General features: G+C 40.7%; 15 protein-coding genes. 7 read left to right on the top strand and 8 right to left on the bottom strand.

All coding sequences use genetic code 11. The features are described from left to right. Positions 1–207 precede the first annotated feature (207 nt). Positions 208–3,087 carry a TonB-dependent receptor gene (locus tag BGP76_RS00050; RefSeq protein WP_119843159.1) on the top strand — a complete coding sequence of 960 codons (2,880 nt, stop codon included), beginning with the start codon at positions 208–210 and terminating at the stop codon, positions 3,085–3,087. Positions 3,088–3,165: 78 nt separating this feature from the next. Here the strand turns inward: BGP76_RS00050 and BGP76_RS00055 are convergent, their stop codons facing one another. Beyond that, on the bottom strand, positions 3,166–3,762 hold the full coding sequence (locus BGP76_RS00055) for a hypothetical protein (RefSeq protein ID WP_139281128.1): 597 nt from the start codon (positions 3,760–3,762) through the stop codon (positions 3,166–3,168). A gap of 373 nt (positions 3,763–4,135) precedes the next feature. Here BGP76_RS00055 and BGP76_RS00060 point away from each other — a divergent pair, with 373 nt between their 5' ends. Next, positions 4,136–6,055: an NAD-binding protein gene (locus tag BGP76_RS00060; RefSeq protein ID WP_073125722.1), complete on the top strand. Its 1,920-nt coding sequence runs from the start codon at positions 4,136–4,138 to the stop codon at positions 6,053–6,055. A 3-nt stretch (positions 6,056–6,058) separates the two neighbouring features. Here BGP76_RS00060 and BGP76_RS20195 read toward each other — a convergent pair whose 3' ends face one another. Beyond that, on the bottom strand, positions 6,059–6,229 hold the full coding sequence (locus tag BGP76_RS20195) for a hypothetical protein (protein WP_158583964.1): 171 nt from the start codon (positions 6,227–6,229) through the stop codon (positions 6,059–6,061). 477 nt (positions 6,230–6,706) lie between these two features. Here BGP76_RS20195 and BGP76_RS00070 point away from each other — a divergent pair, with 477 nt between their 5' ends. Beyond that, positions 6,707–8,329, top strand: a complete 1,623-nt coding sequence (locus tag BGP76_RS00070) for a S41 family peptidase (RefSeq protein WP_119843160.1) — start codon at positions 6,707–6,709, stop codon at positions 8,327–8,329. Here the strand turns inward: BGP76_RS00070 and BGP76_RS00075 are convergent. From BGP76_RS00075 to BGP76_RS00100, 6 genes are all read right to left on the bottom strand, one after another. After that, on the bottom strand, positions 8,322–9,077 hold the full coding sequence (locus tag BGP76_RS00075; protein ID WP_119843161.1) for an NRDE family protein: 756 nt from the start codon (positions 9,075–9,077) through the stop codon (positions 8,322–8,324). The two genes, BGP76_RS00070 and BGP76_RS00075, sit on opposite strands and share 8 nt — an antisense overlap. Before the next feature lie 74 nt (positions 9,078–9,151). After that, positions 9,152–9,790, bottom strand: coding sequence for an outer membrane lipoprotein carrier protein LolA (locus BGP76_RS00080; RefSeq protein WP_073125733.1), 639 nt, complete (start codon positions 9,788–9,790; stop codon positions 9,152–9,154). A gap of 22 nt (positions 9,791–9,812) precedes the next feature. Then, positions 9,813–12,398: a DNA translocase FtsK gene (locus tag BGP76_RS00085; protein ID WP_119843162.1), complete on the bottom strand. Its 2,586-nt coding sequence runs from the start codon at positions 12,396–12,398 to the stop codon at positions 9,813–9,815. Positions 12,399–12,478: 80 nt separating this feature from the next. Next, on the bottom strand, positions 12,479–13,498 hold the full coding sequence (locus BGP76_RS00090) for a quinone-dependent dihydroorotate dehydrogenase (RefSeq protein ID WP_119843163.1): 1,020 nt from the start codon (positions 13,496–13,498) through the stop codon (positions 12,479–12,481). A 166-nt stretch (positions 13,499–13,664) separates the two neighbouring features. Continuing rightward, positions 13,665–13,895 (bottom strand): type II toxin-antitoxin system ParD family antitoxin, encoded by a 231-nt coding sequence (locus tag BGP76_RS00095; protein WP_119843164.1) that lies wholly within the window; start codon positions 13,893–13,895, stop codon positions 13,665–13,667. A gap of 289 nt (positions 13,896–14,184) precedes the next feature. Next, on the bottom strand, positions 14,185–15,192 hold the full coding sequence (locus tag BGP76_RS00100; protein WP_119843165.1) for a toll/interleukin-1 receptor domain-containing protein: 1,008 nt from the start codon (positions 15,190–15,192) through the stop codon (positions 14,185–14,187). Between the two features lie 423 nt (positions 15,193–15,615). Between BGP76_RS00100 and BGP76_RS00105 the strand changes: the two genes are divergently transcribed. From BGP76_RS00105 to BGP76_RS00120, 4 genes are all read left to right on the top strand, one after another. Further along, a complete protein-coding gene (locus BGP76_RS00105; protein WP_119843166.1) occupies positions 15,616–16,335 on the top strand; it encodes a DUF6261 family protein in 720 nt (239 codons plus the stop codon). A gap of 381 nt (positions 16,336–16,716) precedes the next feature. Continuing rightward, positions 16,717–19,929 carry a PAS domain-containing protein gene (locus BGP76_RS00110; protein ID WP_158583966.1) on the top strand — a complete coding sequence of 1,071 codons (3,213 nt, stop codon included), beginning with the start codon at positions 16,717–16,719 and terminating at the stop codon, positions 19,927–19,929. Between the two features lie 147 nt (positions 19,930–20,076). Then, a complete protein-coding gene (locus BGP76_RS00115; protein WP_119843168.1) occupies positions 20,077–21,444 on the top strand; it encodes a hypothetical protein in 1,368 nt (455 codons plus the stop codon). 142 nt (positions 21,445–21,586) lie between these two features. Continuing rightward, positions 21,587–22,288, top strand: a complete 702-nt coding sequence (locus BGP76_RS00120; RefSeq protein WP_119843169.1) for a LytTR family DNA-binding domain-containing protein — start codon at positions 21,587–21,589, stop codon at positions 22,286–22,288. Positions 22,289–22,348: the final 60 nt, after the last annotated feature.

Here is a 22,348-nt window from a genome sequence, read left to right on the forward strand (position 1 = left end):
TATAGATTTCTAAATCTGTATATAGAAAAATCATTTTCTGAATTAAGCTTCAGCCGAAAGGTTGGGGCTTTTTTGTTTTCATTGTTATCTAAATGTTAACTCTTTTGATAAGTAGTAGGGTACTTTTAAATATTTGATAAAACACTAAGTGCCAATGTCCCTTATGGAGAATCTAGTTTTGCGCAAGATTTTAAAGTGATTCAGAAAATGAAAAAAATTATTTTATCGGTACTCTTATTAGGTGCCATTTCCTCTGTCTTTGCCCAAACTGGGACGGTTCGAGGTACTGTGACTGATAGGTCAAATGGAGAACCTCTTTTTGGAGTAACAGCTATTGTAGCAGGTACATCCAAAGGAGCAGTGACCGACTTTGATGGGAAGTTTGAGTTTAATCTTGCACCAGGTGTTTATAACCTGCAATTCTCATTTATTTCTTTTGAAAAAGTCAATGTTACAGATGTAGTCATAGAGGCAGGTGAGACCACAGTGTTGCACAACATAATGATGGCTGAGTCTGCTGAGACCTTAGAGGCTGTAGTGGTGTCAGCTGAGATGATTAAAAATTCAGAAGTTGCTCTTCTTACGATGAAAAGGAAATCTCCTGCCGTGATGGATGGGATTTCTGCTGCTAGTTTTGATAAAATTGGTGATTCTAATGCAGGTGATGCGGTGAAACGTGTGACTGGTGTGTCTGTAGAAGGAGGTAAGTATGTCTTTGTTCGTGGGCTTGGTGATCGCTATACCAAAACAATGTTGAATAATGTAGATATACCAGGTTTGGATCCTGATAGAAATAGTCTACAGATCGACATTTTCCCAACCTCATTGTTGGATAATATGATGGTAGCCAAATCTTTCACTGCCGATATGCCCGCAGATTTTACTGGAGGACTGGTCAATATTGAAACCAAAGATTTTCCTGATGAGCGTATTTTTGATATTTCTGTAAGTACAGGTTTTAACCCGTCTATGCATTTTAATGATAACTATTTGACCTATGAAGGTAGTAGCACTGATTGGCTGGGGTTTGATAGTGGAAAGCGAAGCTTGCCAGCTTATGCTAGGGAATCAACTGTGCCAACGCCTATAAGTGGTCATTCTGAACAGGAAGTCAATAGTTTTGTTAAGAGTTTTGACCCATCTTTAGCTACTCAGCGATCGACAAGTTTCATGGATTATGGTTTGAGTGCTACTTATGCCGATCAGTCTTCTGTAGGTACTGGTAAACTGGGATACATGTTTTCCCTTTCGTATAAAAATTCAACCAAGTATTTTGATGACGTAGTATATGGTGAGTATCAACTTTCTCAAGACCAATCTAGAAACGAGCTACAGTATGCACTTATTCAAAATGGTGAAAGAGGAGAATCCAATGTATTGTTAGCTGGGCTGGCAGGTATTGCCTACAAAACTCAGCAGTCTAAGTATAAATTGATGGTGATGCATCTTCAAAATGGAGAATCGACAGCTCTTAAGCTTGATGTTGACAATGACGGAGACGGTGCTGTTGGTCAGTCTGGATATCTTGCAGGTTCTGACAACTTGGGCTATACTCAAAGAGGATTGACCAATTTGATGCTCAATGGGGAGCATAATAACTCCGACGGAAGTTGGAATGTAGATTGGAAATTGGCATCAACCTTTTCGAATATAAAGGATCCAGATATCAGAAGGACTACATTTACCTATATTGGTGACACACTATTTTCGCCAGGTGCTGGAGGGAACCCTAGTCGAACATGGAGATACTTAGATGAAGTTAATCTGGTAGGGAGGGTAGATATTACCCGTGAATATCAGATATTGGGTCAAGACGCAAAACTAAAGTTTGGTGTGAGTCATACCTACAAAAATAGGGACTATGAAATATTAATTTACAACCTACAGTTCTTTGGTTCACAGCCTGATTTTGATGCTAATCCTGATAACGTATTATTGGATGAAAATATTTACCCCAATGGTACAGTGTATTTCCAGACAGGAAACAATGAACCAAACCCGAATGCTTACAATTCAAATTTGAACAATACGGGTTTTTATATCTCCAATGAGTTTAACCCGCTGGATAACCTGAAAGCTATTGTAGGGATAAGAGCTGAGAAATTTGTTCAAAGACATACAGGTAGAGATATAGAGTATGCTAACTTCGGGGAAAATGGAGATGGCCGAAACCTCGATAATGAAGTAGTATTGGATGGGTTTGATTTCTTTCCAACAGTTAACTTGGTCTACAGTGTTACAGAATCGATGAATCTAAGAGGATCCTATTCGCGTACGATCGCTAGACCTTCTTTTAAGGAGCTTTCTTTTGCGCAGATTATTGATCCCCTGACCAATAGGATTTTTGACGGAGGTCTGTATGCTTTTGATGGTTCATGGGATGGAAATCTTCATGAAAGTAAGATTAATAACTTCGACTTGAGATGGGAAACTTATATGCAAAGAGATGAAATTCTCTCTGTGAGTGTGTTTTATAAGACTTTCCAAGATCCAATCGAATTGGTTAGAATTCCACTTCAGGCCACTAGTACGGAGTACCAACCAAGAAATGTTGGAGATGGAACTGTGTTGGGCGTAGAATTGGAGTTTAGAAAGAACTTAGGTTTTGCAGGAAGTTTTATGGAGAATTTTAGTTTGAATGGGAATTTGACGTTAGTTAAATCTCAAATTGAAATGACTGAAACGGAGTATAATTCGAGAGTTAATCAAGCCAGAGATGGTCAGACAATTGAGAATACAAGACCTATGTCAGGACAAGCGCCTTATATAGTGAATGGGGGTATTAGCTATAACAATTCCCTCCTAGGTATAGATGCGGGTATGTTTTACAATGTAAGAGGAGCCACGCTGACGATAGTAGGTGGAGGGATATTCCCAGATATTTATGAGCAGTCATTCCATAGCTTGAACTTTAACTTGAATAAGTCATTGGGCAAAGAAGAAAAATCAAGTATAAGTATAGGGATTGATAATATTTTAAATTCTGAAAGAAGAATAGATTATGTAGGCTATGAGGCAAGTAACCAGCCTTATACTAGATATAGCCCTGGTACAAGTTTTAATGTCTCTTATAAGCTGTCTATCTAATAAAGAAAGACGAATAACAATAACACCAAAAACCAATCTACCCTAAGATAGGCCGATTCATCTCTGATGGATCGGCTTTTATTTTATCTGCTTGAGAGAGGTTTTGAGTGCATCGAGTTGGCGCTGACCTGCTTCTAGCTGTGCGGCTAGCTTATCCGCATGAGGAGAGTTTCTACGCCTGAGGCGGTGGAGGTCTTTGCTAGTTTTGCGATTGGCTCGTTCCTGTTTGTCGATTTGATTCTGTAGGATAGTTGTGTAGTATTCTATTTTGAAATCAATCAAGAGGAACTTCAAATCCTTCTTTAAGGCAGTACTTTGTTGGGGATTCAAACTCTCGTCTGCTGGTGCGACCATGAGTAGTGGTCCGCGGTAGTCTCCCTTTTCCAGTTTGGAGACGAAGGTTACAGGTGTGTTTGCATCTCCTTTGGCAGGTAGTGTGAGGGTGTAGTGTGTCTTGTGGTTGTATATGTAGGTTTTTGCTTTAATATAGCGCCACCACACTTTTTTGACTTGCTTGTAGGGGAGGGTAAATCGAGTACTGTATCCTTGATAGTTTTGACCTCCTACTGTGAAGTGGCTCTCCGTGACATTGAGGGAGTAGTTTTGAGCATTCAGACTCGTCGAATGGGAGGCTATCAGTAAAAGAGTTAGCGATAATAAATATGTAGCTTTCATTCGTGAGATCATTACAGAAATCGTGCCTAGGTGTGGATTCAAATATAGAGTGCAATTGTATAATTCAAGTTCTATTGATCCATTTTATACGCGGTTGACTAATAAACTACTGCTGAGAGTGCATAAATATTGTCTTATTTCACTGTTAGCCAATATACTATTTTAGGATGTACAGATAGCTTTTGGTATAGGTGAAGCAAGGGATTAGAGTTAGATTAGAATGCAAAGATATAATTTGATTAAAGTCCTGATAATTCCAATATTGAACTATTTTTGCCACTTGTCAAACCTGCATTGCTTAGTGTATTTCTGCTTGGCTTTGAGTGGTTTATGGAAAATTATTTGATTTAAATATTTAGATACGTCTGAATACATGAGTAAAACAGCTCCCTTAACAGCTAGATTGAAATATGCTTTTGATAATTATATATCAAAAGGTACAGGTACATTGATAGGAGGATTAGCTCTTCTTACGTTGGTATTAGTATTTATTCTAGCCGTGATCCTCATTCTTTCGGGGATACATCCTGACCAATCTATTTCGTTCACCATCTTTGATTCCTTATGGGAAAACATGATACACATGCTGGACCCTGGTACACTAGGGGATACAGATAGTGACTGGGGTATGCGTAGTTATCTGCTCTTCGTGACACTGATTGGGGTAGTGGTATTGTCTACACTTATTGGTTTGGTATCCAATGGTATCCTGACCAAAATAGAGGAGTTAAGAAAGGGACGTTCATTTGTTATAGAAAGAAACCATACACTGATCTTAGGTTGGTCTTCTAAAATATTTACTATCATTTCGGAGCTGATTGAAGCAAACGAAAATTTGAAAGAAGGCGTCATTGTTATCCTTGCAGACAAGGATAAGGTGGAGATGGAAGATGAGATCAAATTGAAAGTCGGAGATACACGTAATACACGTGTGATCTGCAGAACGGGTGATCCTATTGATATAGATGATATTCATATTGCGAACCCGTTCGATTCTAAGTCTATCATCATCCTAGATAAGGATAACGAGAACTCTGATTCACAAATTATAAAAACGATCGTAGCGATCGTGACAAACCCTAGGAGAGAAGAGTTGCGTTCTGAGCCATACCACATTACTGCGGAGATTACTGATAGTAAAAACCTTGAGGTGGCTAAGATGGTAGGCAAGGATGAGGTCGAGTTGATTTTGTCAGATGATTTCATCTCTAGAATCATGGTACAGACTAGTAGGCAATCGGGACTGAGTGTAGTCTATATAGAGCTCATGGATTATGATGGTGACGAGATTTACTTCACAGACGAAAAGACAGAAGTGCTGGTAGGTAAGACCTTTAGAGACATCATATTTGCTTATGAGAAATCTGCCATCATGGGGATTCAGTTTGCAGATGGTACAGTGGCTATCAACCCACCGATGGATACGGTTTTTAACGATGGAGACAAAGTTATTGGTATCACTGAAGATGATGATACGCTAATTCCTTCTGGGCGAACTGACTATGAGATTGATGAGTCTCGTGTTGTACACCCTGATGACCCGAGCCAAGCAGATGAAAAAATTCTTATTATCGGATGGAATGATCGTGCAAAGAACATTATTAGTGAGCTCGATCAGTATGCACCGTTTGGTTCTACGCTGAAGATCGTGTCAAAATTTGAGGATCCTATTCCTGTCATAGAGAAGCTCAAATCAAATTTGAAAAATTTGTCTGTTGAGTTTGTCAAAGCAGAAACTACGGAAAGAGAGACGCTCGAAAACCTTAATATCCCTAGTTTCGATTATATCATGTTGCTATGTTATGAGCAGCACTTCCCTGTACAAGAGGCGGATGCACAGACGTTGATTACCCTGCTTCATATCAGAAGTATAGCAGAGCGTACGGAGAAACATTTGAATCTCGTGAGTGAGATGATCGATATGAAAAACCGTCAGCTCGCAGATATTACCAGTGCGGATGACTTTATTGTTAGTGATAAGCTACTTAGTCTATTGATGACTCAGGTGTCTGAGAACAAGTTTTTGATGCGTGTGTTCGAGGATTTATTCGATGCAGATGGTTCGGAGATATACATCAAGCCTGCCAAGGAGTATGTGACTCCTGGTAAGCCTGTCAATTTCTATACTGTGCTTGAATCTGCTGCCCAGCTCAATCAAGTAGCAATAGGCTACAGAATCTTGGCAAACAGCAGGAACGTCGAGAAGCAGTATGGTGTAGTTGTCAATCCTGACAAGGCAGAATATATCAACTTTACTGAGAAGGACGAAATAATAGTTCTATCCGAGGACTAATTCTCAGATAGAACTTAGTGCCCTTCTGATTTCTCTAATAGCCTTATTTCTATAGCTCTCCTTGGTAGTAGTACCTGCTATACGGTTGATGTATTGCATGATGTCTACTTTTTGATCTACATTCAACGTGTGGATCTTTTTTGCAATTTCTGATTCTAATGCCGGAAGATTCATCTTTTTAGTTGTTTTTGGTGGTCTTCAAAATAAACTAGAAATAAGGAAATTTGTCTGTCCACCGTGATTATCAATGTATTACAAAATAATGTTCAATATTAGGCTAAAGCGATGTTCAATTACATCAGTGAATTACCTAATTATAAGTTTACTGAATACCACTTATTTAGCAAGGTTTCATTCGTAATGATGAAATAATGATAGGTAGTTTCTTTGTCCAGATAAGGAATGGATATATCTTTGAAGCTCAACTAAAACACTACAGAGTTATGGCAATGTTAGGCTTAATCATCGTGTTGTTTGTGGCGGCAATTGTATGTGCATTTGTCCTGCCAAACGAAAAAGTAAGTAACCACGAAAAAGACTGGGACGTTTGATACTTTCCAGTCTTTTTTATTTCCCTTCCCTTTAGTCTTTCTAGTGTTTTCTCATATCTTTTTTTGGAGTAAATTCGTTTTACTTTCAAAATAGTATTCTATGAGTATCAAAAACACTACCTCCCAGATTCGTCTTCCTTTGTTATTATGTGTGGCCATTGCTGCAGGTATCTTTATAGGTGCTAATGTTACCGGGGGTAGTAATGATACGGTCAACTCTCGAAAGAGTGCTTTCAAGTTTCGAGAGATACTCAACTATATCGACGAGAACTATGTAGACGAGGTAGATCAAGATGAACTAGTCGATGATGCGATTGTTGCAATGCTCAAAGATCTCGACCCTCATACCGTTTATATCCCAGCAGAGGAGCAAGAGCTGAGCCACTCTCAGTTACAAGGTAACTTCGAAGGAATAGGGATTGAGTACAATATTTTTAGGGATACAATCTATGTCGTAGCACCCCTCAGTGGAGGTCCCTCAGAGGCTGTAGGGCTGATGACGGGAGATAAAATTATCAAGGTAAATGAAGAGCTCGTAGCAGGTATAGGTATTAGAACGAGAGGTGTGTTAGATAGGCTCAGAGGACCAAAAGGCTCTCTGGTAACTGTGACTGTGCTACGAAAGAATGTCGATGAGCTTTTAGATTTTGAAATTACGCGTGATAAGATACCTCAGTTTTCTGTGGATGCAGATTATATGATAGATGCGCAGACTGGATATATCAAGGTCAATCGATTTACGGCTACTACATTTGATGAGTTTCAGCTGGCTATGTCTCGACTGGAGGAGCAGGGTATGACACAGCTTATTTTGGACCTGACTGGTAACCCTGGGGGATACATGGATAGAGCGATCAAAATGGCGGATGAATTTTTGGCAGGTGATCCTATGATTGTGTTCACGAAAGGAAAGGAGTTTAGATACAATCAAGAACATAGAGCAGGTACAACAGGATCGTTCGAAAAGCAGCCTTTGATCGTAATGATAGACGAAGGGAGTGCGTCAGCTTCGGAGATCGTGTCAGGAGCTATTCAGGACAATGATAGAGGGCTGATCGTAGGTAGACGGTCTTTTGGTAAGGGACTCGTACAGATGCCGATCGATCTGAGTGATGGGTCGGAACTGAGGTTGACAATATCCCGCTATTACACCCCTAGTGGACGATCGATCCAAAAGGCATACACGGACGGGATCGATGATTACTACCACGATATCTACGGTCGCTATGAGTCTGGTGAGATGTATAACGCAGATAGTGTCAGTGTGATTGATTCTCTAAAATTTAAGACGGCCAAAGGGCGAATCGTGTACGGAGGCGGTGGTATCATTCCAGATGTCTACGTGCCATTGGATACGGTGGGTAATTCCCCGTATCTAAATAAGCTTTTTACCTCTAACTCTATAAGAGAGTATGCGCTACAGTATTCGGAAGATCACAAGGAGAGACTGACTGATATGGGATATGATTATTATTTTAAGTCTTTTGCTATTAACTCAGTGATGCTCAATGAACTGATCCAAGTAGCGGAAACCAACGATATTAAATACAATGCCAAGCAATTTGGACATTCTAAGGAACTGATAAAGCTCTATGTCAAAGCACAGATAGCTCGTGGTATTTGGAACAACAACGGGTTCTATCCTATTTGGAATCAAACGAGTGAAATATATAATGAAGCCCTTGGCTTGTTTGATAAGGCCAAAGCCATAGAGGCTATGTAGTCAGTATCATCTCAGTGATGAGTCTTTCTACTTGCGTTTCTAGCGGGTAAGATTTTTCTGTAAATAGCGTTTCCTTTTTGTTTCTCATGATGATGGTAGAGCAGCGTGTGCCATAGCCTGCTAGCTCTATAAATAGTGCAGAGAGCGCTTTCTCCATAACATAGGGCACTCCAGTTTTTGGAAGTAGGTTGTCAGCAGCTACTGCTTTGTTTTGGAGTATACTTAATAACTCATCTTGGGACGGCATGTTAAGTGCCTGTATAAACTCTTTTTTTCCTTCGGTTACTTTAGGCCAAGGGGCATCTAGGTACCCATTACTCAATCCATAAATTCCAGGTTCTAGGTGAATGATTTTTTTGGACATGTTGCTATAGTAGCAAAGGGTATCTTTATCTCCCACTAATAGGTTGTATGGATTGTGGTTGAGGTCTTCGCGTTGAATGTTAGCTAGGTAATCCTGAGGGCTGGTGGTGCTATTGAGAAAATCGCTGGTTAGGCCACCTCGTGAGGGGGCATTGTCGGAGATAGCATCCAAATTACGAAAGTTCGTGAGTGCTGCAAATCTTCTGTTCGTTGTGACGCCCATCCACGTGCCTCTACCTATGTCGTCTCGTCCGGCAAAGACATGTGGAGCATCTTGCCAGTAGTGTGCGGGTGTAGTGGGGCGTCTGTAGTATTCGTCACGATTGGCAGCTACTATGAGATCAAACTGCGGATGTTGCTGCCAAGAAAGGAAAATTGTGCACATGGAATGTTTTTTCTAAAACCAATAAAAAAGGCTCTGCGTTCCCACAGAGCCTAGTATCTAAATACCGCATGTGGTTATCTGAAATCGATTACCTCTACGTTTGGATTCTTTGCTTTGTTGAAAGTAAAGTCTGCGTCCGTAAGGGAACTGTCCTCTTGGAACGAAACGATGGTGTATACATATCTACTACCTGACTTGTCAAACACTTTGAATGTCTTGAGTTCTTTAGTAGCAGCATTGATTTGCATTCTGATTTTGAAATAGTTTTTGTTCAAATCTTCTGGTACGAGATCTACTACATCCGTTTTTCCACCATCTCTAGATTCTAGGTATAGGTACTTGAACCCGCTTTGGTAGAGTGTGAAGATGTTGGAAAGTGATATTTCTTCTTCTGACTCTTCGAATGGAGCAACAGTAACTTCTCCGTCTTCTTTGAGATAAGTCCAAACGTTCTCTCCATCGAACATAATGTCTTGGCCTTCCATACTGATTTTGTATTGCTCTCCTTTGACACTTACTTTTCCTTTGAAGCCTTCATTGATGTCCGCTTCTGGGTTTTCCATGTTGTAAGTGAAGTCAGCCTTGAAGGATGGGATGTTTTTATATTTGTTACTCATCTCGTCCAAAATGCTTTTGGCTTTAGGGTCTTTTTGTGCAGAAGCTTGCCCTATGAAGAGTACTGACAGCAGTAGGCTAGTGATGATAAATTTCATTGTTTTTTTGGTTTATTTTTTATTATCCGTTCAATTCATTCAATAACTGTTCCAAACTGTATTCGTCGCTAACGAGGACTTCTCGGGCTTTGCTACCTTCGAATGCTCCGACGATACCTGCTGCTTCTAATTGGTCTATTAGGCGGCCTGCTCGGTTGTAGCCTAGTTTGAGTTTTCTTTGGATCAAAGATGTGCTGCCTTGCTGATGCATGACGATTAGTCTGGCTGCATCGTCGAATAGTACGTCACGGTCTTTGAGGTCGACTTCTCCTACCGCACCGCTGTCACTGTCCTCGCCCACGAACTCTGGTAGCATATAGGCAGATTCGTATCCCTGCTGGTCACCGATGAACTCACAGATTCGTTCGACCTCTGGTGTATCAACAAACCCACACTGTAGACGGATCATATCAGAACCTAGTGATAGTAACATGTCTCCCATACCAATGAGTTGCTCTGCTCCACCTGCATCTAGAATCGTTCGTGAGTCAATCTTGGAGGTTACTCTAAAGGACAACCTTGCCGGGAAGTTGGCTTTGATAATACCCGTGATGACGTTGACAGATGGACGCTGTGTGGCTACTACTAGGTGTATGCCAATGGCACGCGCTAGCTGTGCGAGCCTAGCGATAGGGGTCTCCACTTCCTTACCGGCGGTCATCATGAGGTCTGCTAACTCATCGATGACGAGTACAATGTAGGGTAGAAATTTATGTCCTTTGTTAGGGTTTAGTCTCCGCTCGACGAATTTGTTATTGTATTCTTTGAGGTTTCTACATCCCGCATCTTTGAGCATGTCATAGCGGTTGTCCATCTCGATACAGAGAGAATTGAGCGTATGGATTACTTTTTTAGTGTCTGTAATGATGGCATCTTCTGTGTCTGGTAGCTTAGCCAAGAAGTGTTTCTCGATTTTGTTGAACAGTGTGAGTTCCACCTTTTTTGGGTCTACCAAAACAAACTTGAGTTGTGAAGGGTGTTTTTTATAGACTAGAGAGGTCAGTAGGATGTTCAATCCGACAGACTTACCTTGTCCAGTAGCCCCTGCCATCAATAGGTGAGGCATTTTGGCTAAATCCGTCACGAATACCTCATTGGAAATGGTTTTTCCTAACACTACAGGTAGCTCTGCTTTGCTCTTCATGAACTTTTCAGTGAAGAGTACGGATTTAACATCTACCATTTCGCGGTTAGTGTTTGGTACCTCGATACCTATTGTGCCCTTGCCAGGGATAGGTGCGATGATACGTATCCCTAACGCAGCTAAACTTAGTGCAATGTCATCTTCTAAGTTCTTGATCTTTGAGATTTTAACACCAGCCTCAGGTATGATCTCGTAAAGGGTTACAGTAGGGCCAATGGTCGCTTTGATACTGGAGATACCGATTTTGAAGTTGATCAGTGTCTCGACGATTTTGTCTTTGTTTTCCTCTAGCTCCTCTTTGGTGACTTGCACGCCGTTGTTAGGGTAGTCGGTGAGTAGGTCTGGAGTAGGGTATTGGTAGTTGCCTAGATCTAAGGTTGGGTCGTAGTTCTCTAGTTTGTCAGCAGACTTTTCAGGTGTTTTGTTAATCTCTGCCTCGAATGCTATTCCTTCTTCTTTTGGTTTTATAGGAGAGGGAGGTGTTTTGCTCTGAGGGGTTTCTGGAATATTGACATCTAGAACTAGTCCTGGCTTGTCCTCTTTCTTTGGAGGTGTTTTTGGTTTGTTTACGGACCAGCTTTCCTCATTTTCTTTTTTGAGTTGTGCTTCTTCTTCCTCTACTTCTTCTTTAATAGAGGCGACCATGGCAGCTATGTCGTCAGGATTGGTGTCGTCCTCTGATTTTTCCTCCTTTCTGATCAATACCATGTCATCGGACTCTTCGTCTGGTAACGTGTCGTAGTTTTCGTCATCCATGACCGAATCAAGCGCTTCCTCTTCGTCGTTCGATTCTTCTGCTGACTTCTCTTCCTTTATTGCGTGATCTTTGGGGAGTTTAATACTAGATAACCCCGTCATTTGCGTGATGTTCAAGAAGTAGATGGTGAATACGACAAAGGTTAAGATCAAGAATAGCAGTGTACCCCAGCCCATGAGGCTATCCATGAGTGCTGCGAGTTCGAATCCTATGCCACCTCCAAGAAAACCCCATTCATAGATGGATTCAGAGTTGATCATAAAGTAACCAATGAGGATACTGATCCAGATCAAGAAGAATAACACGAAATAAAATGACTGAGAGATAGGTAGAATCTCTCGTCTAAAGACGGTTTTGTATCCAATAAGGAAGAGAAATGGCGGGATGAGAAATGATGCAATCCCAAAGTAGTTGTATATAAAGTAATGAGAGGCATAGGCACCAAATAGTCCAAGCCAATTCTCGGCTTCTATACCAGATGCTTTGACCCCTGTATCGATGACATTGCCGATGATGCTCTGATCAGCTTTGCCAGTGAATAGATAAGAAAAGAATGCAGTTAGTAGAAATAAACTGGATACGAGTGCTAAGAAACCTAGAGATAAATGCAACCGTCGATCTTCCAAAAAACCAAGGTTTAGTTGAGGTAGATTGAGCTTAAAGGACTTTTTGTCTTCTTTCTGATTCTTAAATGTGTTCTTAGCCATTCAGTATTTTTTCAGAGCGTAAAATAAACAATTTGACAACAAAATTTTTCGGTATCTAGTCTGCTAGACGAGTCAATGCTCTACAGCTTTTGGCTAATGTCTTTGATCAGCTGAGGGCCTTCGTAGATGAAGCCGCTGTATAGTTGTACCATACAGGCGCCGGCTTGGATTTTTTCTTCAGCACGTGCTGCGGAGTTGATGCCACCTACGCCTATGATTGGGAACGCTCCTTGCGAATGTTCATATAGATAGCGGATGACAGCTGTGGATTTTTCATGGACTGGGCTTCCGCTGAGTCCCCCGTTTCCTATCGTCTCGATGGTGTCTGAGTCCGTCTTGAGGTTTGATCGATCGATTGTCGTATTAGCGGCGATGACACCAGCGATTTTGGTCTCTTTGATGATCTCGATGATATCGGTCAGCTGGCTATCTGTTAGATCTGGAGCGATCTTTAAGAGGATAGGTTTCTGTTCTTTCTTTTTCCGATTCTCGATCATCAGTCTTGATAGCAGATCTGTCAGTGGTTTTTTTTCTTGGAGTTCTCTCAGCCCAGGCGTGTTGGGTGAGCTTACATTGATGACAAAGTAATCTACGACTGGATATAGCTCTTTGAAGCAAATCAAGTAGTCATTGACCGCTTCTTCGTTCGGGGTGACCTTGTTTTTGCCAATGTTGCCCCCGACGATCACTTTGGATTTTCTTTTTTTGAGTCTCTCTTTGATGACAGCCACACCATCGTTGTTGAAGCCCATGCGGTTGATGAGTGCTTCGTCTTCCTTGAGTCTAAACAGTCGTGGTTTTGGGTTTCCTGCCTGTGGTTTTGGGGTGACCGTACCGATCTCTACAAATCCGAATCCAAGCGCAGCAAAAGCGTCAATAGCCTCAGCATTCTTGTCCAGTCCAGCGGCTAGGCCGATCCCGTTTGGAAACTTGAGACCAAAATGCTCCTGAGGGGTAGACCTCACTCTTGGGCTAAAGAGTTTGATCAAGCCAATCCCGAAAGGAATGTTTTTAGCCAGTTTGAGAAAGAAGAAGGTCAGATGATGAGCCTTTTCTGGATTGAAATTGAAAAGTAAGGGACGTAAAATGGACTTGTACATAGATATAAATATTGGATCGCAAAACTAATTTTTTATCCGCTATTCTCAGGGGTCAATTGTCCTTTTTACTAGAGGACGTCTACTTGACTAGCATTATGTTTTTTGTCCTAGTTTGTTGAGGCTGTCGATTCTTCTTTGGCAACTTCACTAATTCTGTATTCTGTTATCATTGAGCCTTTGTCTGCCTTAGGATGTCGCTTTTGGAATCATTTGTGAAGCCAGACTTTTCTGCTCTTTCAAGTTTCATGCGTATATAGTCAATCTCCTGTTGCTGGTTTCGTGCTTGTCTAACTAAGTCGTTAATAAGTTCACTTTTGCTTGAATACTCTTGTCTTTCAACTTGCGCCTTAATCCATTCGTCGTTTGGCTCTGTAAATGATATACTTTGTCGTCCCATAATTTTTCCTTCTGGTGCATATTTACACCAAGTATAGCAAGGGTTGAGAACATAAAGTATGTGATTGGAATTATTGGTGACGCCCGGAAAGCGCGAGTGGTCCTATATTGATAAAATTGTAGTTCGTGCTAGCACGGGTAGATGGGGCTTAGCGGATGCTACGACCAGTGGGAAATGTTTAATCTACTGGATTTTGTCAATAAGTTCCAGCTCGGTCGCATTTCCGAATGCGACTGAAAATTTTAGAGGCATTTAAAATGCCAGAAAGACGCAATCGCAATCGAGATGATTAGAAAGGAAGTCCATCATCTTCTTCAACTTCATCCGGATGTTCGTAGAAATTATCTTTTACAATAGCTTCAATTTTTAGATTTACGTCATTCGGCAAATCCAAAATTTTAGATGCAATTTCATTTTTGATAGTTATCTCTTTTGGGTTGCCATAATTCGTAACTGCAGAAACTTCAGTAAATCCTCTTAACTCAAATCTGTTTAATACCCCAGCGTAGTTTTTGGATAAAACGTCTTTAATATCGTTGATTTTTTCCCATTCAGTAATGTTAGAAACTTCATGTTCTTTTTGCCAGCCTGTCATTAGCTTTACTTTACTAGTATCTATGATATAGTGTAGAAGTAATAATTCATCAACTTTTAATCTATTGGCTCTTATTAAGCCTAAAAATTTAGAATATAAATCTCCTTTTTCGATTTGTACAGGTTCAGTTTTGGATATAGTTTCTGCTACTGCAGTCTCAATTTTTTCTCTTTTAGGAGTAATTGGAATTCTAGAAGGTTGCTGATTAAGTTTTGATTCCGATTTAACCTTGCCAATTTCAGTAATGAATTTTTTCACACTTTGTGAAATCAAAATTGTATTGTTAGAAAGTTTGAAACTATTTGATAACAATTGGATAAATGATAAAACTCTCTCTTCATCATTTATATAAAATCCAATCTCTCTAGGGTCTAAGGCACCACTTTGAAATTCCTCACTTGATAAGTCGAAATCTGGAGTAAATATAGCAGCATGGTCATTTTCAATTATCCATGCAGCTCCCATTTCATTGAGGCAGGCTATACTTTCATAATACTGCTCAGAGAGTAAATATATAACGAACGGTTTTTCCTCAATTTGGGATTTTAGCCAATGAAAAATGTTTTGACCAACAGGTATACCGTATGCGACATTACTTGTGAATATTATCTCGTCTTCTTTGATGCCAAGATTTCTAAGAAGTTCCACAAGTAAAATCCCATAATCTTTATTTCTTGAAGAATGTGATATAAATATTTTCATACTCTTTATTCCTGCTTACAACACTCAACCAAGTATCGCTTTGTGCAACATACCTGCTTATATTCCTCTCTAATCTAATGGATTTTTAATTGGGTTCCTTCCTTTACTGCCACTTAGGCTTTTTCAAGTGTTCTGAATTTGCTCCTGCAGCCTACGAGAAGGAATCCACAGTGCTAAATATCGTCCTGCAGCCTACGAGAAGGAATCCACGGTGCTCAATATCTCCCTGCAGCCTACGAGAGGGAATCCACGACGCTAAATACCTTCCTGCAGCCTACGAGAAGGAATCCATGGCGCTAAATACCTCCCTGCAGCCTACGAGAAGGCTAAAACTTACTTTTAGTCATGTAAACACTTGTATCACAGCGTGTATTGAGATATTTTTAGTCATAAACTAAAACCAATCTTAAACCAATCACATGTATGCAACCTTTATTTAATCATTTCAAAAATGCTGAAACAGTACAGTTCAGCGACAATGTCCTCACGATCCTTGCTGCTAACGACCCCACCGCGCTCAATGTAGCGCCGCAGGTCAGTCTGCTCGATGAGCGGTTCCAAGGGCTCAAAAAACTGTTTATCCTCGATCAAGGCAATGCCATCACAGCGGAGATCCAAGACTTGGATGGCCGTAGAGACGATGCCCTGATCGGTATCAATACCAACGTGGACTCCTATCAAAAGCACTATGCTGAGACCAGCAGAACTGCCTGTGAGGCACTGCGCAAACTACTCGACAAGCATGGCCGTGACCTGTATCGAAAGAGCTACCCTGAGGAGACGGCGGGTATCCGTAGCATGATCGATGAGATAGAGGCTCAGACCAGTCTGACCGAGGCTGCTGCGGCGCTCCATCTCACGGAGTGGTTTGCCGAGCTCAAGACGGCCAACGACCTATTCGATACCAAGTATCTGGAACGAAACGAGGCGTATGCCGATGCGCCCAAAGAGAAATTTGCCGAGGTGCGTGAGCAGACCGAGGCGGCCTACCTCACACTGACAAAGCATCTCTCTGCCTACGCAGTGATCAACCCCAGTGAGGCCTACGATCGGGTGATCTCCCAGATCGAACAACTGGTGGAGAGCTACAACCAGACCGTGAAAAACCGCCAAAGCGCCCCTGCCCCAGAAGAAGAGGTTTAGTAGTCTAGTAGTCGATTCTCAAGTACACGCTGACGAGGTAGATGACGCTGCCTCGTCGTTTTACTCCCGCTCACAGCACTGCCGGTGCGGGCTCATTGTTGTTAAGTTAAGCCTTCGCTTTTTGGTCAACTCGTCTTTCCCCTTACTTGATAGGAGAATCTCCCTGCCACCAGAACTGGAGATGCCCCGGTCTAGCCGGAGCATGACGCTTAACTTAGCGACATTGGGTGTGGGCTTGCAGCGCGTACCTTTCACGTACTCATATTGATAGAGAACCCAAATGATCAGAGTCGTCAATGACGGATGGAATAGAAAACCTCAATGAGGAGCATCGATTTCTTATTATTATATAAATTAGGGTTAATCAACCCAAGACAACCTATGACTGTACCTGAAATTAACCACCAAGTTGAAAATCAATATCCTTGGTTATTAAGGCGAACATCACTATACATTTCTTATGCCACTTTTGCAGTAGGTGCGTTAGTTATGTTAGGCTGGATATTTGATGTGGAGTTTTTGAAGCGGCCTATTTCTGGGCTGGTGGCAATGAACCCTTTGACTGCTTTTTGTTTTATGCTATCAGGTATAGGTCACTCTCGTTTGTGCAAGAGACAAGTGCCTGACCAGTCCAAGGATTTAGGAGTCATACTCATCGTAGGTCTCATGATCTCGATAAGTGTAGCAAAGTTGATAAGTGGTTTTCTGAATTCTGATTTTCAAATAGATCAGGTGTTGTTTGCACGAGAACTAACCACAGATATGGTAGGTAATGTTTCTAACAGTATGGCGCCCAATACTGCTGTGGGGTTTCTTTTACTTGGGATTTCTATTTATTTGTCAGGAATCGAGAAATATAAGAAAATAGCCAATGCCTTGCTGCTCGGGGTGTTTATTGTAGGTTTTTTCTCAGTTCTGGGGTATTTGTATGGAGTAGGAGAGTTTTTTGGAGTATTGACAGAGCTGCCTATGTCACTGCACACAGCAGTAGGCTTTATATTGGCAGCAGTGGGTATACTGTTGCTCAATTCTGAGAGCGGTTTCATGAAAGTCATTGTGAGCCGACATTCGGGTGGTAGAGTAGCCAAGATTATGATTCCTCTAGTCATAATTATTCCAGTCTTCTTTGGTTACTTACGATTAATGCTAGCACCGAGAACAACGATGAGTTCGGAGCTAGGTATTTCTATTCTGATTACTGGGATCATCATTGCTTTCTTGATCACGACTTGGTTCTTAGTGCGCACACTCAATAGAAATGATGAGGTAAAAGAAAATCTGGAACAAAGCCAAGGACAATTTCAGCAAGCATTCGAATATTCAGCCATAGGAATGGCGTTGGTCTCTACTTCAGGAAAATGGCTTAGTACCAACAGACAGTTGTGTGAGATGCTAGGCTATAGTAAAGAAGAATTAGAACTATTGACCTTTCAGGATGTTACTCACCCAGACGATCTAGAAAGAGATATTAATCAGTTACATGAATTAATAGATGGCGTTATTGATAGCTATCAAATGGAGAAGCGGTATTTCCGCAAGGACGGAAAGATTTTGTGGGTCTTGCTGAGTGTCTCTTTAGTCAAAAGTAGTAATGGGCAGCCACTACATTTTGTGTCTCAGATTGAGAATATAACGCAAAGGAAAGAAGTAGAAGACGCATTGAAAAACGCCTCAGATAGACTAACGCTCGCAACTCAGGCCGCTAAGGTGGGGATTTGGGAGTATGAAATAGCAGATAATGAGCTGATATGGGATAGTATTATGCACGATCTCTATGGTTTGAAGGAAGGACAATTTACTAATCAATATGAAGACTGGCGAAAAACACTGCACCCAGATGATGTAGTGCGCCTAGATGAGGAGGTAGCAAATGCCATATCGGGGACGGAAAAATTTGATATAGAATTCAGAGTAATATGGCCAGACCAATCTGTTCGTCACATTAGAGCGTTGGCTTTGGTAGAGCGTAACGATAAAGGGCAGCCGCTACGGATGATAGGGACTAATTGGGATATTACCGTGGATAAAAATTACAAAGAAGCGCTTAGAGAAACCACCGAGTTGGCTGAGGTAGCTAAGCAGGAAGCGATAGCTTCGGCGAAGGCCAAGGAGAATTTTCTTTCCAATATGAGCCATGAAATCAGAACTCCACTCAATGCCATACTGGGAGTTACTAATCTCTTATTATCCGAGGATATGAAAAGGGAACATATGGAGCATATAGAGCTATTGAAGTTTTCTGGAGAAAACCTCCTTGGACTGATCAATGATATCCTTGATTACAATAAGATTGATGCAGGGAAAATAGAGTTTGAGGAAGTTAATTTTGATCTTAAAGAACTATTGATCCGTATAAAACAAACTTTGTCCACCAAAATAGAAGGGAAGGAATTAGAGCTAATATTGAGGTATGATGAGTCATTGCCATACGTCTTTGTAGGGGATTCGGTCAGAGTTGCTCAGGTGATCAACAACCTGATGAGCAATGCCATCAAGTTTACCGAAGAGGGTTTTGTCAAGCTTGATGTGTCATTGGTATCGCGCGATGATGAACAAGCAACAATTCATTTCGAAGTGCAGGATACGGGGATTGGTATCCAAAAGTCCAATCAATCGATGATTTTTGAGAATTTTTCGCAAGCGAGTAGTGATACCACTAGAAAGTTTGGAGGGACAGGGTTAGGGCTGGCTATTACCCAAAAACTACTTGAGCTGATGGGAAGTGAGATTCGACTTGATAGTGATTTGGGCTTAGGATCTGTATTCTCTTTTGATGTGACTTTTCCTATCGGGAACAATGAGTCCATCTCATCCCAGAATCGACCTACCGAAATGATATTTACCAATGTAGCAGATAAAAACATCAAAGTATTAGTTGCGGAGGACAATCGAGCCAATCAAATTGTATTGCAGAAATTTTTGGATAAATGGGGGGTTAAAACTGATTTCGCTGAAAATGGAATGGTAGCCATGGAAAAGGCTAAGTCCGAAGCATACAATTTGATTTTGATGGATTTGCAAATGCCGGAAATGGATGGCTATCAAGCAACAACAGCTATTAGAGATATGGACACTGTCTATGCCAAGCAGGTGCCTATTGTTGCGCTTAGTGCTTCAGCGATGATGGAAGTGAGAAAAAAGGTGAAGGAACTAGGTATGACAGATTTTATAACCAAACCCTTCAATCCAGAAGAACTGTACAAGAAGATTATTAAATATCATCATGTGGTGAATGTCAAAAACCTTATAAACTTACCTGAGAATGCTATTTATCAGCAATTGATGAATTATGCTGAGGGGGATGCGAGTTTTGTAAGCGAACTGGTAGGGCATTATTTGGGCCACTATAAGGCATTTCGAATTCAGTTTTCAGAAGCCGTGATCCGTGACAATATACCCCAACTAAAAGAAGCTTGCGAAAAAATCAGTAAGAGCAATGAGGCACTGTCCATTACTAGTATGGATGCCTTTTTTGATAAAATTGACACCTTGGAATCTACCAAAACGGAGGAGCGAAAGATGTTCGACGAGATCAAAGTTACTTGTCACGAAATCCTCGAAGATTTGAATGCCATAAAAGCGGCCTTGAATTGATGTGAATTTCACCTTAAATAAGAACGCATTCGACTACAAAGAGAGGGCTTTGACCGAGAAAATAAATATGAAGTGTAATCATTTGATACCTTGTAGCCTTAGTGAATTTCAATAGGATCAAGAGCAGTACAGTTTAGAATAGATAACATGGAATATTCCCAATACAAATCGGAGCTTGTAGCTAATGAGACGCAATTGGTGGTCTTAGACCAAGATGGAAGTTTTATTGGCTCATGTGATACATTGGAAAAACTCTCTGGTTTTGAAGGACTCATATTCAAGGAAAGCCAATTTTTAAATAGTAAAAGAGAGCAAATATTGGCTTTACAACAGGGAGAGATTATTAATTACTTCCGTGTTTCAGATTCCTTTTTTAAAGGAGCCCTCATTAATGATTACCGCATAGAAAAGGTACTTGTTGAGGGGCAACTCCAATTGCATTGGCTGATATATGATCGCACACAGATGTACGAAAAGATGACGGAACGAGAATTAGACGAAAAGGGAGTGATGAAGCAGAACAGTGACTTGCGTCAACTGGTGCGAGTACTCGAGAAAGAGAAGGATACAAATCAGACTGTTAATAGCAGGTTACATCACGAGATTAAAACGCCGATTTCAGGGCTAAAATTTTTGTCTAAATCAAGTAGTGAGCATTTAGATCCCGAGACTAAAAAGAGGCACCAGTTGAGCATGGGTATCATTACAGGGTATCTGGAGTATGCCGTCAACCAACTGGTAGCTACTGAGTTCAAAGAAACAAATATACCTTTCAAGATAGACCAAATTATAGCGGCGGTAGAGGACACTTTTCTTGGTGAGTCAGATGCTCATTTGGTTTTTGAGAAAGAGTTCGAATCATCTATCGTGATTGGAAACAAGCATAAGTTTTATATCGGTATTGTTCGTCTACTCAGTATTATCAACGATGGGCAACCTGATGGTCGAGTACGAGTGACTTTTGCTTATGACGAGCCTGCCAGATCAATTAGGCTTACTTTTAAGTCTAATCACCTGCCTGATGCACTACAGCGGATAGTACGCAAATACATAGGAATAAATGGTGCTTTTGATCTTAAGATCGAAGGTGGTGTATTGGTAATGATATGTCCTATCGAAGAGATAAAAATGCTCGAACCTATACCTACGAAAAAAAAGTCGAATGCTGAGGTGAAGCAAATCTCCAGAGCACAATTTCCATATTTGTATCAGATAACCAATCAGGATGATGAAATGGTGCGGGACATCATCGAAGGAGTGTTGGATGTGGTACCTTTTGAATTGGAAAAAATGATGAAGCAATACCAAGCCAGAGACTATGATGCTCTAGCACGTACTTCGCACAAGGTCAAACCTAATTTTGAAAACCTAGAACAAAAGCAGTTTATCTCCAAAATATTTGAGATAGAAGCAGCAGCGATCAACAAGGATGTTGATTTTCTTCAAGCACATTTGGAGCCATTTGTCACCGAAGCGAGTGCCAAAATAGAAGAATTGAAAAGAATCTATACCTAGATAGGGTGTAGACGAGAGGTGTTATTTTGAATTACTTTGAAAAGTCAATTGATTTAACTGTGGTTTTAGTAACTTTTAGAAATATGATCAATCTTGATTTTAAAGACTAAAAGAAGAAATTTAACTAACCAAAACAACAACCATGCTTAAGAAGTTAACATGTGTCGCTATTGATGATGAATTTATTGCATTAAAAATCATTACATCACTCATAGATCAAACAGGTTTTTTGACCTTACTGGGGTCATATCAGAGTGCCGTAGAGGGGACCAATGCCATCATAGAATTGGAGCCAGATATTGTTTTTCTAGATGTGCAAATGCCAGAGATTAGTGGTTTGGACATTATCAAGTCATTGAACAAAAAGCCAGAAATTATTCTCATCACATCGCAGGTAAAGTATGCAGTGGAAGCATTCGAATTTAACGTTACAGATTATTTGGTGAAGCCGATTGAAAGTTATGCGCGCTTTATGAATGCCGTAACCAAGGCGAAGGACAACATAGCGCTGAAGGAGAAAAATGTAACGGGTAGTGATGCAGTTTTCATGAAAATAGATTTTCTACTTACAAAGGTGCAATTTGAGTCTATTTTGTATGTAGAAGGGTATGGAGACTATATCAAAGTACATACCGCAGATAAGACCCACGTCGTGTATTACAAGTTGAGTAGTATAGAGGATAAGTTACCAAAGGATCTGTTTATGAGAGTGCATCGGTCTTACCTTGTTCAGATTAATAAAATTGATAATATCGATCAAAATAGTCTGGTTATAGGAGATAATGTAGTACCCGTAAGTGCTAAATACAAACCAGAACTACTGAGTAAAATCGAAATGCTCTAAAACGGGAATATGGGAGGTTTTAGATAGATCGCACCGTTTATTAAAGTCAGAAAATGAATT

It is taken from the genome of Reichenbachiella sp. MSK19-1 (genome assembly GCF_003590315.1).
Lineage (GTDB): Bacteria > Bacteroidota > Bacteroidia > Cytophagales > Cyclobacteriaceae > Reichenbachiella > Reichenbachiella agariperforans.